This window comes from Vibrio sp. 10N.286.48.C11, from assembly GCF_041469805.1.
GTDB lineage: Bacteria > Pseudomonadota > Gammaproteobacteria > Enterobacterales > Vibrionaceae > Vibrio > Vibrio crassostreae_C.
This window is the reverse complement of record NZ_JBFRLK010000007.1, coordinates 1-14,484: the sequence shown is the minus strand read 5'-3', so window position 1 is coordinate 14,484 and position 14,484 is coordinate 1. Positions and strand designations below refer to the sequence as shown.

At 44.4% G+C, this 14,484-nt stretch carries 12 protein-coding genes; 6 read left to right on the top strand and 6 right to left on the bottom strand.

Annotated features, from left to right (window positions below; translation table 11 throughout):
• Positions 1-4 precede the first annotated feature (4 nt).
• The 3 genes from AB4209_RS02455 to AB4209_RS02445 form a co-directional block, all read right to left on the bottom strand.
• Complete coding sequence (locus AB4209_RS02455; protein ID WP_019820426.1) at positions 5-1,114, bottom strand: putative 2-aminoethylphosphonate ABC transporter ATP-binding protein; 1,110 nt, start codon at positions 1,112-1,114, stop codon at positions 5-7.
• A 227-nt stretch (positions 1,115-1,341) separates the two neighbouring features.
• A complete protein-coding gene (locus AB4209_RS02450; protein ID WP_372054686.1) occupies positions 1,342-2,763 on the bottom strand; it encodes an FAD-dependent oxidoreductase in 1,422 nt (473 codons plus the stop codon).
• A gap of 152 nt (positions 2,764-2,915) precedes the next feature.
• On the bottom strand, positions 2,916-3,926 hold the full coding sequence (locus AB4209_RS02445; RefSeq protein ID WP_372054684.1) for a putative 2-aminoethylphosphonate ABC transporter substrate-binding protein: 1,011 nt from the start codon (positions 3,924-3,926) through the stop codon (positions 2,916-2,918).
• A 326-nt stretch (positions 3,927-4,252) separates the two neighbouring features.
• On the opposite strand from AB4209_RS02445, the gene phnW reads away from it, so the two are divergent.
• The 4 genes from phnW (at position 4,253) to AB4209_RS02425 (ending at position 9,102) form a co-directional block, all read left to right on the top strand.
• Entirely contained in the window at positions 4,253-5,356 is a 1,104-nt protein-coding gene (phnW, locus tag AB4209_RS02440; protein WP_041473060.1) for a 2-aminoethylphosphonate--pyruvate transaminase, read from the top strand.
• The gene (locus AB4209_RS02435; protein WP_372054682.1) at positions 5,356-6,795 is read left to right on the top strand and encodes an aspartate aminotransferase family protein; all 1,440 of its coding nucleotides are present in this window, start codon (positions 5,356-5,358) and stop codon (positions 6,793-6,795) included. Before phnW ends, AB4209_RS02435 begins: the two co-directional genes overlap by 1 nt.
• Positions 6,796-6,879: 84 nt before the next feature.
• Positions 6,880-7,698 carry a phosphonoacetaldehyde hydrolase gene (phnX, locus tag AB4209_RS02430; RefSeq protein WP_372054680.1) on the top strand — a complete coding sequence of 273 codons (819 nt, stop codon included), beginning with the start codon at positions 6,880-6,882 and terminating at the stop codon, positions 7,696-7,698.
• 333 nt (positions 7,699-8,031) lie between these two features.
• Positions 8,032-9,102 carry an OmpA family protein gene (locus AB4209_RS02425; RefSeq protein ID WP_372054678.1) on the top strand — a complete coding sequence of 357 codons (1,071 nt, stop codon included), beginning with the start codon at positions 8,032-8,034 and terminating at the stop codon, positions 9,100-9,102.
• Between the two features lie 147 nt (positions 9,103-9,249).
• Here AB4209_RS02425 and AB4209_RS02420 read toward each other — a convergent pair whose 3' ends face one another.
• Complete coding sequence (locus AB4209_RS02420; protein ID WP_372054676.1) at positions 9,250-9,648, bottom strand: OsmC family protein; 399 nt, start codon at positions 9,646-9,648, stop codon at positions 9,250-9,252.
• Positions 9,649-9,849: 201 nt separating this feature from the next.
• Between AB4209_RS02420 and msrB the strand changes: the two genes are divergently transcribed.
• Positions 9,850-10,992 carry a peptide-methionine (R)-S-oxide reductase MsrB gene (msrB, locus tag AB4209_RS02415; protein WP_372054674.1) on the top strand — a complete coding sequence of 381 codons (1,143 nt, stop codon included), beginning with the start codon at positions 9,850-9,852 and terminating at the stop codon, positions 10,990-10,992.
• Between the two features lie 98 nt (positions 10,993-11,090).
• On the opposite strand, the gene AB4209_RS02410 is transcribed toward msrB, so the two are convergent.
• The gene (locus AB4209_RS02410; protein ID WP_017065604.1) at positions 11,091-12,458 is read right to left on the bottom strand and encodes a TrkH family potassium uptake protein; all 1,368 of its coding nucleotides are present in this window, start codon (positions 12,456-12,458) and stop codon (positions 11,091-11,093) included.
• A gap of 19 nt (positions 12,459-12,477) precedes the next feature.
• Positions 12,478-13,134 carry a TrkA family potassium uptake protein gene (locus tag AB4209_RS02405; protein WP_017065605.1) on the bottom strand — a complete coding sequence of 219 codons (657 nt, stop codon included), beginning with the start codon at positions 13,132-13,134 and terminating at the stop codon, positions 12,478-12,480.
• A 186-nt stretch (positions 13,135-13,320) separates the two neighbouring features.
• On the opposite strand from AB4209_RS02405, the gene AB4209_RS02400 reads away from it, so the two are divergent.
• Positions 13,321-14,436, top strand: coding sequence for a mechanosensitive ion channel family protein (locus AB4209_RS02400; RefSeq protein ID WP_372054672.1), 1,116 nt, complete (start codon positions 13,321-13,323; stop codon positions 14,434-14,436).
• The last annotated feature ends 48 nt before the right edge of the window (positions 14,437-14,484 follow it).

The following is a 14,484-nucleotide window of genomic DNA, read 5'->3' as shown; positions in this document are numbered from 1 at the left end:
TTATTTACGCCGCCTCGTCTTTCATCACTTGCAGGCTTTTCGATGGATAAGCCCTAAGACCTTCTTGATCAAATGCCACGTAACGAATATCACTGCGACGCAGCTTCAATCGGTTGAACTCTTTGACGGGTACATCAACGATGATCTCTTTGGCAGTTGAGTCATGTTGCAACTCGCACTCCACGCGATAAAACGCCCCTAAGAATTCGCTTGATACGATTCTCACTGGCAAGGATTCACTAAAACGATCAACAAACTGGATTTGCTCAGGACGAACCGCGATATCAAACATATCACCCTGCTTTGGTGTCAGGTTGTCTAACCCAGGCAATGGCAACATAGACTCAGCAATACGCATCTTGCCTTGAGCTGCTACAGAAGCTTGAATAAAGTTCATACTGCCGACAAACTCAGCCACGAAACGACTGACGGGTTTTTGGTAGATCTCTTGTGGAGCGCCCACTTGCTCGATAATACCGTGATTCATGACCACAATGCGGTCAGCCATGGTCAAAGCTTCATCTTGATCGTGCGTCACCATAATCGTGGTGATGCCCAATTTACGCTGCAATTGACAGATCTCGTCGCGCAGGTGTGTTCTTACTTTTGCATCCAATGCAGAAAGCGGTTCATCAAGGAGTAGCAAACCTGGAGACAAAGCCAAAGCACGAGCCAAAGCCACACGCTGCTGCTGCCCACCAGACAATTGATTTGGGAATTTCTGACCAGACGTCGGTAAGCCGATGGTCTCTAACCAAGACTCAACCGTCTCAAGAGCTTCTTTGGTCGACATGCCTTGGTTTTTAAGGCCAATCGCAATGTTTTCTTCCACAGTAAGGTTCGGGAACAAAGCGTAAGACTGGAACACAATGCCAAAGTCGCGCTTTTCTGGTGGTAAGAAGGTCGTATCCTTACCGTTCTGCTCAATAGAACCTGAAGTAGGTAAATCTAAACCTGCAATCGCACGTAATAAGGTGGTTTTTCCACAGCCAGATGGGCCAAGGAAGCAGACGAACTCGCCTTTATCTATCGATAGGGAAATGTCTTTTAACGCTGTGAATTGGCCAAATTGCTTTACAACGTTTTCAATATTCAAATAAGTTTGGTTGCTCATACTACAGCACTCTCTATATGGTATATACCAAATTTAAACTGAGAACATTGCAGTTAAGTGACAAATTTATAGAAGCTAAATGACAGTTATATTGCAGATATAATAAGCATTAAAGATCATTATTTGTTCAGCATTGAAACTTAATTCAACGTTGAAAGCCCTCAATGACTTGCCCAAAGATCACTGAGAGCCCAAATGTAAACTTCTAATTTAAACACTAGATTAATCTATGATTTAACCTTGTCGGCTTTGCCCGCCGCACCAGCCAGCTTTGCCAATTGCTTATCCAGCCACAATGGCGTTTTACCAGAATCTTCCGCGTTCTCTTTTCTTCGTACCGCATCACGCACCATCATCGCCCCCACCCAACGGAATGGCTCAGGTGGGAAATGCCCAAGCGGTCCTTTGGTTAACCCACAACACGTCCAAGCATTGTCGGTTCCGAGTACCATAGATGACAGAATCTTTCCGCCCATACGAGTTTGAGCAACACCATTACCTGAGTAACCGAGCCCATAATAGATGTTGTTTTGGCCTTTTAGATTACCGAAAAATGGCAATCCTGTGACGGAACGATCTGAACCGCCCGACCAGTTGTAATCGAACTCACTTTGCTCCAGTTTAGGGAACAGCTTTTGGAATGATTGATTGAGAATCGGCAGATAATTGGTGGTTTGGTTAAACATGCTTTCGACTTGATTGGCAAACGAGAACTTATTACCGCCTTTACCCAACATGAGTCGTCCGTCTTGGGTGTCTCGATAGTAGTGGACAAAGATACGCGAATCCACCACCGCCGCCCCTTTCTCTGGGCCAAATTGCTTGAGCTTGTCAGGAATAGGCTTGGTCACTACCATATCTGAAGAGACAACCACAATGCTGCGTTTGAACTCTTTGAAGTGATCGAGCATCCACGCGTTGAGTGCCAAGATCACTTTATCCGCAAATACGGAACCGCCTTTGGTTTGAATTCGAGCGGGAGAGCCATAGTCAAGTGATGTCATCTCTGTGTTTTCGTGAATTTCAACACCCAGTTCAAGAGCGACTCGGCGCAAACCTCTAGCCAATAACGCTGGCTGCACACTACCCGCAGCTTCTGAGTAGTAACCCTCAATATGGCGATCAGATCCCGCTTTATCAGCCAAAGAATTGTCGCACTTCTTCCAGCTGTTGATATCCTGCTTAACCAACTCATTAACAACAGGCTCCATTCCACCCTTTTGAGCTTCATTGGTCGCCGTGTAGTAAGTTCCGCTGCGATATAGATGCGCGTCAATGTTGTGTTCGTTACAGAAGGCTTCGATCTCGTATATGACCTTTTCCGATTCCTTAACCAACCATTTCGCTTGTTCTTTTCCGTAAAGCTTTTTCAGCGTCGGATACTTAGTTGACCACGTCAGCATACAACCGCCGTTCGCACCAGAAGCACCGCTCCCACATAGGCCTTTTTCAATCACGACAACATGCTTTTCGGGTTGCTGTTGTTTGATTAAAATCGCCGTCCATAAACCCGTATAACCACCGCCAACAATGGCGATATCACAGTTGACGTCTTTTTGGAGCGGCTTAGCGGATTTTAGCCCCGCATTGATGCTACCAAATTCCTGTTCCAATGCTTGCTTGAACCAATATGAGTAGTGCTTTGTCATTTGTTGTACCTTACTTAAAACCTAAAGGCGTAAAACTAAAAAAGGAAGACCGAAGCCTTCCTTTGCTGATTTCTTACTTCTAGTGGGCTGCGTATTTAATGGACCAAATGCCTAATGAACCAAGTAGCCAATAAACTAACTAGCTCAGCAGGTTAAGATTTTGGCTCTGATTTAGCGTCAAACTTCTCAGACCATGTTTTCAGAACATCTGCACGTTCGCTGCCCATACGAGCGAAGTCCATTTTTGCCATGTTCTTCTCTACGTTCGGGAAGTTTTCTGCTTTACCTGTGACATCTTGGTGGCCAACAACTGGGTACATTTCGATGTAAAGTTCATTCGCTGCTTTAGAGATAGACCAATCGATAACACGTTGTGCTGCATCTGAAGGCTTAACAAGACCTACCGCTTCAGATTCCCAACCGATACCTTCCGGTGTAATCACAGAAAGTGGCGCGCCTTGAGTCTTCAGCTTCGCGCCGCGGCTCGCCATAGAAATACCGATAGCCACTTCACCCATGCCCGCTTGAACACATGGCTTAGAACCAGAGTGCGTGTAGTGAGCAATGTTTTGATCTAGCTTCTGCATGTAGTTCCAACCTTGGTCTTCACCCATGTTTTGTAACCAAGCCGAAACCTGCATGTAGCCCGTACCAGAAGACGCTGGGTTTGGCATTGCAATGTGGCCTTTGTAGATAGGCTTCGTTAGGTCATCCCAAGATTTAGGTGCAGGTAGGTTCAATTGCTTAGCAACTACTTCGTTGAAACAAACCGCATTGAAGAATGCGTCATTGCCATACCAAGCTTGAGTAGATTGCGGGTCGTTAAGATTTGCACGCAGCGCTTCTACACCTTGAGGTGTGTAAGGCTTGAGAATGCCCTCTTCTTTAAGCAGTGCCATTGAAGAACCCGCAAGGCCCCACACCACCTCTGCACGAGGGTTGTTTTTCTCAGCCAATAATTTTGCCGTCATGATTCCTGTTGAATCACGAACCCACTTGATGTTGATGTCTGGGTTTTCACTTTCAAATGCGTTTTTGTATTTCGCTAAAATGTCAGTTTCAAAAGCTGTGTAAACCGTCACTTCCTGTGCTGCATAAGCATTACCAGCTAATAGAGTAACGAATGCTGCAAGTGATCCTTTCATAAAACGGTTTTTCATCATTTTCTCCAGTCAGGCCCGATGCCAAGGTTAGAAGTTAGAAGCTCCATCTAGAGGCTTCTATATCCATAAATTCATTTAGGTTGTTAGTACACGCCTTCGTATTGGTATGTACCAGATTAGGAGTATTAACCTAATCGACTTTTATGACGGTTAAATGAACAAAAAATGGCAATTTAAAGATCGGAAAATTTCTCAACACAAGTGACAAATTTGAATATGAAGCTTTTGTGAAAATAACGTTTGGGCTATTTACGACCGTTTAAATTGGTTGTTAAAGTAACCGCAAATACTGGTATAGTCCAAAACACAAATCACGAGAATTGAACATGAGAAACGAATACCTACTACTGACACCGGGTCCTCTATCTACTTCTGAAACCGTTCGCCAAGCGATGCTAAAAGATTGGTGTACTTGGGATGATGAATACAACAAAGACGTTGTTGAAGTGATTCGTAGCAAGCTAGTGACTTTGGCGACTAAGCAAACGGGTTATACGAGCGTACTAATGCAAGGTAGCGGCACCGCTTCAGTTGAAGCCACAATCGGTAGCGTTATCTCTAAAAGCGGCAAGCTTCTTGTTGTTGACAACGGTGCGTATGGTGCTCGGATTGCTCAAATCTCAGAATACTTAAACATTCCATGCCATGTCGTTTCCCCAGGTGAAACATCACAGCCTGACTTGAACGAAATGGAGACGGCATTGGCTATGGATTCAGACATTACTCACGTTGCGATTGTGCACTGTGAGACCACTACGGGTATGTTGAATCCAATCGAAAACTTCGCCAAATTGGCAAAACAGCACAACAAAACCGTCATTCTAGATGCGATGTCGAGTTTTGGTGGCATCCCTATGGATATTGCTGACTTAGGTATCGATTACATGATCAGCTCGGCAAACAAGTGTATTCAAGGTGTACCGGGATTCGGCTTTGTTATTGCGAAGCAATCGGAACTGGAAAAATGCAAAGGCCAAGCTCGTTCATTAAGCCTTGACCTGTTTGACCAATGGCACTGCATGGAAAGCAACCATGGTAAATGGCGCTTTACCTCTCCAACTCATACAGTGCGTGCTTTCTACCAAGCTCTACTTGAATTGGAGCAAGAAGGTGGCATCGAAGCTCGTCATAATCGCTACCAAACCAACCAAACCACATTGGTTGCAGGTATGCGCTCTCTTGGCTTTGAGCCACTGCTTAATGATGATCTTCATTCACCTATCATTACTTCTTTCTATTCTCCAACTCATAGCGATTACCAATTTAAGGAATTCTATGACCGCTTGAAAGAACAAGGTTTTGTGATTTACCCGGGCAAGGTTTCAAACGCAGACTGCTTCCGAATCGGTAACATCGGTGAAGTGTATCCGTCAGATATTGAAGCTCTCATTGGCGCAGTTAAGAATGCTATGTACTGGGATATCAAATAATGACGACGACCAATCAAGAGCCGATTCTAAAGGCCACACACTTTCGAAGCGAAGGCGATGTGAACACCACGCCAGCACGCGAAAAATGGAACGAATCGCTAAACGATGATGCGACTCAAGCGATGTTAAAACGTGACTCTGACGTGTTTCTTCATCAAGCCATGTCAACGCCTTGCCTAGACACACTTGAAGCAGCCGAAGGCATCTACATTCAAGATGCGACGGGCAAAAAGTACATGGACTTTCACGGGAACAATGTTCATCAGCTTGGTTATGGCCACCCACATATTATTAATAAAGTGACTCAGCAAATGGCGTCGTTGCCATTTTCACCACGTCGCTTCACCAATGAAACTGCGGTTCAGTGTGCTGAGAAACTCACACAGATCTGCGGTGGTGATTTGAATCGCGTGTTGTTTGCTCCCGGTGGCACATCAGTAATCGGCATGGCGCTCAAACTAGCTAGACATGTCACCAACAATTTCAAAGTAGTGTCATTGTGGGATTCATTCCATGGCGCGTCACTTGATGCGATTTCAGTGGGTGGCGAAGCGTGTTTCCGCGAAGGCATGGGGCCATTAATGGCTGGCGTAGAACGCATTCCACCAGCGGTTTCCTATCGTGGTGCTTTTCCCCTTAATGTCTCTTTATCGCGTTGCGGGCAAAACTCAGGCGATAACAATGAGACGGCATGTGATGTGCACTACGCCGATTACCTAGAATATGTGATTGAAAAAGAAGGTGGCATTGGTGCCTTCATTGCCGAAGCAGTGCGTAACACAGACGTTCAAGTTCCAAGCAAAGCTTACTGGAAGCGAATCCGTGAGATTTGTGATAAGCATAACGTCATGTTGATCATCGACGACATTCCAAACGGTATGGGTCGCAGTGGCGAATGGTTCACTCACCAAGCTTTTGATATCGAACCTGACATTCTTTGTATCGGTAAAGGTTTTGGCGGCGGCTTAGTACCAATCGCAGCCATGATCACTAAAGACAAATACAACACGGCAGCGCAAGTATCTCTTGGTCACTACACCCACGAAAAAAGCCCAATTGGTTGCGCGGCAGCACTCGCCACCATGGAAGTGATTGAGCAAGAAAACCTACTTGAAAAAGTACAAGCGGACAGCGCATTCGTGAGTGAACAGTTGCTTCAAATGAAAGAGAGGTACCCAGTCATTGGTGATGTTCGCGGAATCGGCCTGCTCTGGGGGGTGGAGTTGGTCACTGATCACATCACCAAAACCCGAGCTTTCGATGAAGCAGAAGCCGTGCTTTACCAGTGTCTAAACGATGGCCTGAGCTTTAAGGTGTCACAAGGTAATGTGATTCAGTTGAGCCCACCATTGATCATCAGCCGCAGCGAACTAGAAGTCGCTCTGTCTGTCTTCGAAAAAGCGATAGCAAAAGTCTGCAAAGACTTTGAATACCTTTAAACCATCATCTAACCAATAACTTAAAACAATCATTCATCTCCCAGAACAACTTGAGCTGGGAGAGAACATAAATAGGACACGACTATGAATACAACATCACCTATCCAAGCGGTTATCTTTGACTGGGCTGGCACTATCGTTGATTTTGGATCATTTGCTCCAACCAGTATTTTCGTTGAAGCATTCAGACAAGGTTTCGACTTTGATATCGACTTAGCAGAAGCGCGTGAACCTATGGGGATCGGCAAATGGGACCACATCCAAGCAGTGGGTCGAATTCCAGCTGTTGATGCTCGTTGGAAGGCTCAGTTCGGACGCTCGATGACAAGTGAAGACGTTGACGCGATCTACGCGGCATTCATGCCTCTTCAAAAAGCGAAAGTAGCCGATCATGCAGCACCTATTTTGAATGCGATAGAAGTGGTCGATAACCTAAAAGAGAAGAACGTGAAGATCGGCTCTTGTTCAGGTTACCCACGTGAAGTGATGGATGTTTTAATTCCTGCGGCTGCAGATTACGGTTACCGACCAGATAACGTGGTCGCGACCGATGACTTACCTCAAGGTGGTCGCCCTGCTCCATTTATGACACTGAAAAACGTAATCGATCTAGGTGTAACTAACGTTGCTGCGTGTGTAAAAGTAGACGACGCAGCACCGGGGATCGATGAGGGTCACAACGCAGGCATGTGGACAGTTGGACTTGTATTATCGGGGAACGAAGCAGGCTTAACGTATCAAGAATATTTAGATGCAGACGAGACAACACTTGCAGCTGCACGTGAAAAAGCAAGCGTTAAGCTAAACAAATCAAACCCACACTACCTAATCGATACCATTGCAGACCTACCAGGTGTCATTGCAGATATTGAAAAACGTTTGTTAGCTGGTGAGCGCCCATAACGGTAATCACCTAGATTACCCAACCAAACATTCCGTACACATGAAAATGAAACCTCGTATCGCCTAAAAATGATACGAGGTTTCTTCGTTTCCAACATTTGAGACAACATATTATTGACAAATAGCACAGTAAATAACACTTTAAATGTATAATTTTTAACAATTTCATTGACTACGATACGCAATCAGACTAACAATATAATTACTGATACAAGATAGGTTCAACTGAAACAACACTTTGAATTACTTGTTATAAGCAGTGTCGTTACCCAATAAGTGATCGTTTTACTAGTAAGTTCAGATAACAATAATAGTTAATCCAAGGATAAGATTATGAAAAAACTGTCAAAAATCATGTGTGCTGTTGTTGCCGCTTCAGGCTTAGCTTCTGCTCCTTCTATTGCAGCTACTACTTATGTTGGGGCAAAAGTAGGAATGGGCTGGCTAGATAGCGCCTGTGTAAGTGGTGAAAAGTGTGATGATGATGCAATCGGTGCTGGTATCTACACTGGTTACAATTTTAGTGATAAATTTGGTATCGAGCTAAGCTCAGACTTCCTTGGTGACTATAAGACAAGCTTTCCTGCTGGCCCAGGCTTAAATGCGAACTTCAGCGACCCACTAGTCGCAATCTCACTTACGCCAATGTATCGTCTACCTGTCCAGCAAGAGTTTGACGTATTCTTCAAAGCTGGCCCTGCTTACATCTCACACGGTGGCGAAGATGACGTTGTTCTTACGGCCGGTATCGGTGTTGAGAAGCAGCTATCTCCTGACTGGGCACTGCGTGTTGAATATCAATATTTTGATAATTTCGAAGACAACTACATCCAAGATCTCAACTCGAATCTATTATCTGTTGGTGTTAGCTACAACTTCGGTACTGGTAGTACAACCGCATCAGCAGCTGCTGCTACAGCTTCTGCGGTAGCAGTGACTCAAGCGCCATCTGAGCAAATCACAGAGACTGCTGAAATTGAAGAAAAAACGACAGTCATTGTAACTCAAGCTCAAACAGAGAGCTATTCTCAAGAGATGTTTGCAACGAACAGTACCGAATTGTCTACGGACGGAAAAATTGCATTGATGCCATTGGTCGAAGTACTGAAAGATCACCCTCAATCATCAGTTGATGTCGTTGGCCACACCGACTCAACAGGTTCAGCAGAGTACAACATGATGATCTCTAAGAAACGTGCTGCCGCTGTAGCCGCATACATCGAAGAACAAGGAGTTGAGTCAGATCGCATCTCAGTTTCTGGAGAAGGTGAAGAAAACCCAATTGCATCAAATGATACTGAAGAAGGTCGCGCTCAAAACCGCCGTGTCGACGCAACTATTCCTGCTTTTGAATACCAGCAAGAAGTTAAAGTTGAAGAAGTTATCGTAGAAACGGCTGAATAATAGCATTCTACTCTAGTTAGAATAATTAAGGGCGGAACACTGTAAAGTGCTCCGCCCTTTTCTTTGTCTGGCTATACTCATACGCCATAAACTATAAGCCGTAAGCCGTAAAAAATTAGCCTACCACCAAGGTATACAATCAGAATGCTAGACGATTTCCCAGCTGTGGGTCACCTCTACGCCAGCACCGAGCATCAGACATACTGAACAGTATTTCTCTAATGAATCCGCACAGACTTTAGCAACAAGCTCAGGATCAAGGTTGTCACCCGATACTTCAAAATGAATATTAATCACGGTAAAGATTTTTGGCGCGGTTTCACGACGTGTTGTTTCAAGTTTTGCATTACAGCCTGTGATGTTCTGGCCTGCAGATTTCAAACCATCAACCACATCAACAGAGCTACAACCACCAGCAGCCATTAACACCATTTCCATCGGGCTTGGCGCAGTAGCACCACCACTTCCATCCATAACGACAGAGTGACCTGATTGAGATTGACCTAGGAATTTAAAGCCTTCGACCCATTTAACTTCTGCTTGCATACTGTTCCTTAGATGACCGATAACCGCCATCACTGTCTATTATTTATTGTTAGTACCGACACCCTACTACTGGCGGCATTTATGAGCAAGATTTTCTCAATGACATATTTTTTTCATGAATGATGCAATTTTTTCCATCTAAAACCTGTCTCTATTCGTACATTCAAAATCGAATGAGAAGAACGTCAAGATGAGGTATCTATGAATAAATTATCTAAAATATTGGTATCACTCGTGGTTGCGCTACCACTGATTTCGCTGTTTGTAAGCCAGACTGGCACTGCCAATACAATGGATAAAACAGCTAATTCAGGTAATAGTGAAATCGCGACACTGGCTGGTGGTTGTTTTTGGTGTACAGAATCCGACCTAGAAAAGCTGACAGGCGTCACCGACGTTATCTCTGGGTATTCTGGCGGTGAACTAGAAAACCCAACCTACAAACAAGTATCCTCAGGCAAGTCGGGTCACATCGAAGTGATAAACGTGACTTACAACCCTGATGTTGTTAGCTATGAACAGGTTCTTGACCAATTCTTCAGACACATCGATCCAACCGATGACAAAGGCTCTTTTGTAGACCGAGGCCGTCATTATCGACCGGCTATTTTCTATCATAACCAAGCACAAAAAGATGTTGCTCAGAACTTCATGATGGAGATCGACAAAGCTAATATCTTTGGTGAACCACTAAAAACAGAACTGATTGAATTTGAAAAATTCTGGCCAGCGGAAGACTATCACCAAGACTATTACAAGAAGAGTAAAGTTCGTTATAACTACTACCGCTATGCTTCTGGCCGTGATCAGTACCTAGATAAGATCTTCGGTGACGATAGAAAAGAGAATCCGCAAACACTCCGTCAGATCATCGACAGAAAAAATGCGACAGTTAATGCTAAGACCTACGTCAAGCCGTCTGATGCTGAGATTAAAGCGAAGCTAACCTCACTGCAGTACGATGTAACACAAGACGATGCAACAGAGCGCCCGTTTGACAACAAATACTGGGATAACAAGCAAGAAGGTATTTACGTTGATATCGTAACTGGGGAGCCATTGTTCTCTTCAAAAGACAAATACAAATCAGGTACAGGCTGGCCGAGTTTTACACAGCCAATCAGCGAGGCTTATGTAGTCACAACTACTGACTACAAACTGCTTTACCCAAGAACAGAGGTTCGCAGTAAGTTTGGCGATTCTCACCTAGGACATGTATTTAAAGATGGTCCAAAACCAACAGGGTTACGTTACTGCATGAACTCAGCCGCAATGCGCTTTATCCCAGCGGATAAATTAGCAGAAGAAGGCTATGAGGAATACGTTGAGATGTTTGAGGGATAAGCATTCCGCAATTAACGATAAGCCTATGACAACAAAGCCAGCGTATCGCTGGCTTTGTTTTTATTGACAGAGCTTCATTTATCAGCCCGTGAACCTAATTAACCAGTCAACACCGTGTCTTCTGGATATTTCAACAAGGAAGGTTCTGGGCGAGCTAGCATATAAGCCAAGGTCAAAGGACCGATACGTCCAATCACCATAACAACAATCATGATGTATTTACCTGGCTCAGTCAGGTTCGCGGTTAAGCCAGCGGTTAAGCCAACCGTTGCAAAGGCTGAAATCACCTCAAACATGACTCGATCAAACGCTGCCTTTTCAGTAAGCATTAACAAAAACATCGCGGTGGTTAATAACGCCCCACTTACCACAATAATGGCCAATGACTTTGTTACCGCTTGCCAAGTTACGGTTCGCTTAAACATCACTACATGTTTCTTCTGGCGTAAAAACGTCCACGTCGCAACAAACGCGACGGCAAAGGTCGAAACCTTAATACCACCACCCGTTGAAGTAGAACCGGCACCAATCAACATCAGTACAATCATTACCAGCAATGCCGGCTGAGTGTATTGAGACAAATCCACACTATTAAAGCCAGCAGTACGAGCACTTGCCGACTGGAAAAATGCGGCTAGCCACTGTCCTTGAGTCGATAGCCCTTCCATGGTTGCTGAGTTATTTCTTTCCAGCAGCCAGAACAATACCGTACCCACCAACAATAAAGTCGGGGTTGCGGTTAGCATAATCTTAGTGTGTAAATGAAGATGTCGAAAACCTTTACGCCAGTTACTCGATAGGTCGCCGACGACTGTGAAGCCTAGCCCGCCGAAAATAAACAAGCCAGCTAAGGTAAAGATCACCAATGGGTCATCAACAAAACTCATCATACTGTCTGAAAACAGTGCAAAACCTGCGTTATTGAATGCTGATATCGCATGAAAAAGCGCATAAAAGCTACCCGTTGACCATCCCATCTCAGGTACCCAGCGGAAACAGAGCAATACAAAACCGATAAATTCAGCCACTAATGCAAAGATGATGATCTTCTTAACTAATTTGCGAAGGTTAATCTTACGATCTTGGCCAAGCGCTTCTTTCGCTAGTGCTTGTTGTTTAAGGCTTAACCTAACACCGAACATGTAAAGCAGTACCGCAGATAGCGTCATCTGCCCTAACCCGCCGACTTGCATCAAGAACATCAATAAGATTTTGCCCGCCAAGGTGAAATGCTCACCCGTATCGACAACACCTAATCCTGTCACACTGATCGCCGAGGTTGCTGTAAACAGTGCATCCGTAAAGCTCAGGCCTGTCACGGAGAATACAGGCATCGTCAACAATATTGCAGAGGGGATAAGTACGCCTAAGAAACTCGTAAGGATAATCTTAGGTTCAGAGCCTTTACGTGGCTTTTTATCACTCTTAAGCGTGTAGAAAGTACCTTTTCGTTTTAACGAATTCATACTATTACCTTATTGCCAATTACCAATTGCGTAGCTTTCTAGATAAGGTCTCTTTCGGCCCAGCGATGATCACCACATCCCCAATTTCTAAACTCACATCCAGTTCTGGAGCTTTAGTTAGGTTTGGTCCTCGCTTGAAGCCAAGTACCTCAACACCATTTTCTTTACACAGCTTAAGGTCGCCAAGTTTCTTACCCAACAAGTTGGAACCAATAACAATTTCGGTCATCGCTAAACCGCTGCCAAGATCGATAAATTCAAGAACGCGTCTATCCAACATTTTACGCGCAACACGAATCCCCATGTCTCGTTCAGGCATGATGATATGGTCGGCACCAATCTTGGAGAGAATCTTGCCGTGAAACTTATCGTTCGCCTTTACCCAAACAGCTTTTGCGCCTGACTCTTTTACCACCAGCGTAGTGAGAATACTGGAGTTAACATCAGAGCCAATCGACACCATCACCATGTCGTAATCGTCGAGTCTTAACTCTTTGACGGTCTCCTCACTTGTACAGTTCGCAACAATCGCTTGTGAAACAAAAGCCGCCGCTTCTTTCACTCGCTCTTCATCAATATCGACGGCGAGTACCTGTGCGCCTGAACTTTGTAGCTCTTTGCAAACAGATAAACCAAATCGCCCTAAACCGATAACTGCATATTGTTTGTCGCTCATTTGAAATCCTGTTAAGAAATTTTAATTACACGGGATAGCCAAACCTACATTAGTTTCTATCTCAAAAAAAGTTAGTTCTGCAAGAATAAGGTTATACTATTGTCATAATCGCTTGATTTATAAAGGTAGAGAACAACTCGAGTTTCTGCTAATTTCCAATTCATAATTTCTGCGGCAGCACACACAATGAATGAATTCATAACCCAAGTACAAACCTACATCAACCAGAGCCATAGTGATTGGGCAAACAGCGTCCTATTCATCACTATTGCGAGTTTTCTCGCTTGGGTAGCTTGGCGAATTATCCATAATCGCTTAGAAATTCTGGTTCAAAAAACCCCATTTCACTGGGACGATCTACTGCTAGAAGCACTAAAAACCCCTGTCAGCACGTTACTTTGGTGTTGGCCTGCTACAGTATCTGTCGGGCTAATCCTTCAAGACCAATTTGGCAACGAAATCAACTGGTTAAAAACGCTTAAACACATATTGATTATCTGTACCTTCGTTTGGTTTACCTTACGAATGATCACTAACACTGAAGCGTATGTCTTAGAGCAAAAAACCAGAGACGAAACCACAGTACAAGCTATAGCGAAAGTCGCTCGCTTGTTCTTTATGGTGATGGGCGGCCTAACCATCATGCAGGCGTTTGGACTCAGCCTTTCCGGTTTACTTACCTTTGGTGGTGTTGGTGGCTTGATCGTCGGTTTAGCGGCTAAAGACTTACTGTCGAATTTCTTCGGTGGCATGATGATTTACTTCGACCGCCCTTTTAAAGTCGGTGATTGGATACGCTCTCCCGATCGTCAAATCGAAGGTACCGTAGAACGCATTGGTTGGCGCATGACCATTATTCGCACCTTTGATAAGCGTCCTTTGTACGTGCCGAATTCTGTGTTCAGTAACATTGTGGTCGAGAACCCATCAAGAATGTTGAACCGCAGGATCAATGAGACTTTTGGTCTGCGTTACCAAGATGCAAACAAACTGGCTCTGATCGTGGATGACGTAAAAGCCATGCTTGAAACGCACCCAGATATCGATGCCAAACAGACGCTGATCGTTAACTTTGATAAGTTTGGGCCATCAACTCTCAACTTCTTTATCTACACCTTTACAAAAACGGTCAACTGGGTGAGATACCACGAAGTTAAACAAGATGTCCTGTTGCAAGTATTAGCGATTATCCATAAGCACAATGCAGATATCGCCTTTCCAACACAAACACTCAAAATCGATCCTCAAGGCTTTGGTGAGGCTCAAAGTATAATTACTCCCGCCCCGGAAGGTCATCAATAGCCAAGCCCATATTGATTGTCGAGAAGTCAGCTAGGGCGTGTTGATCTT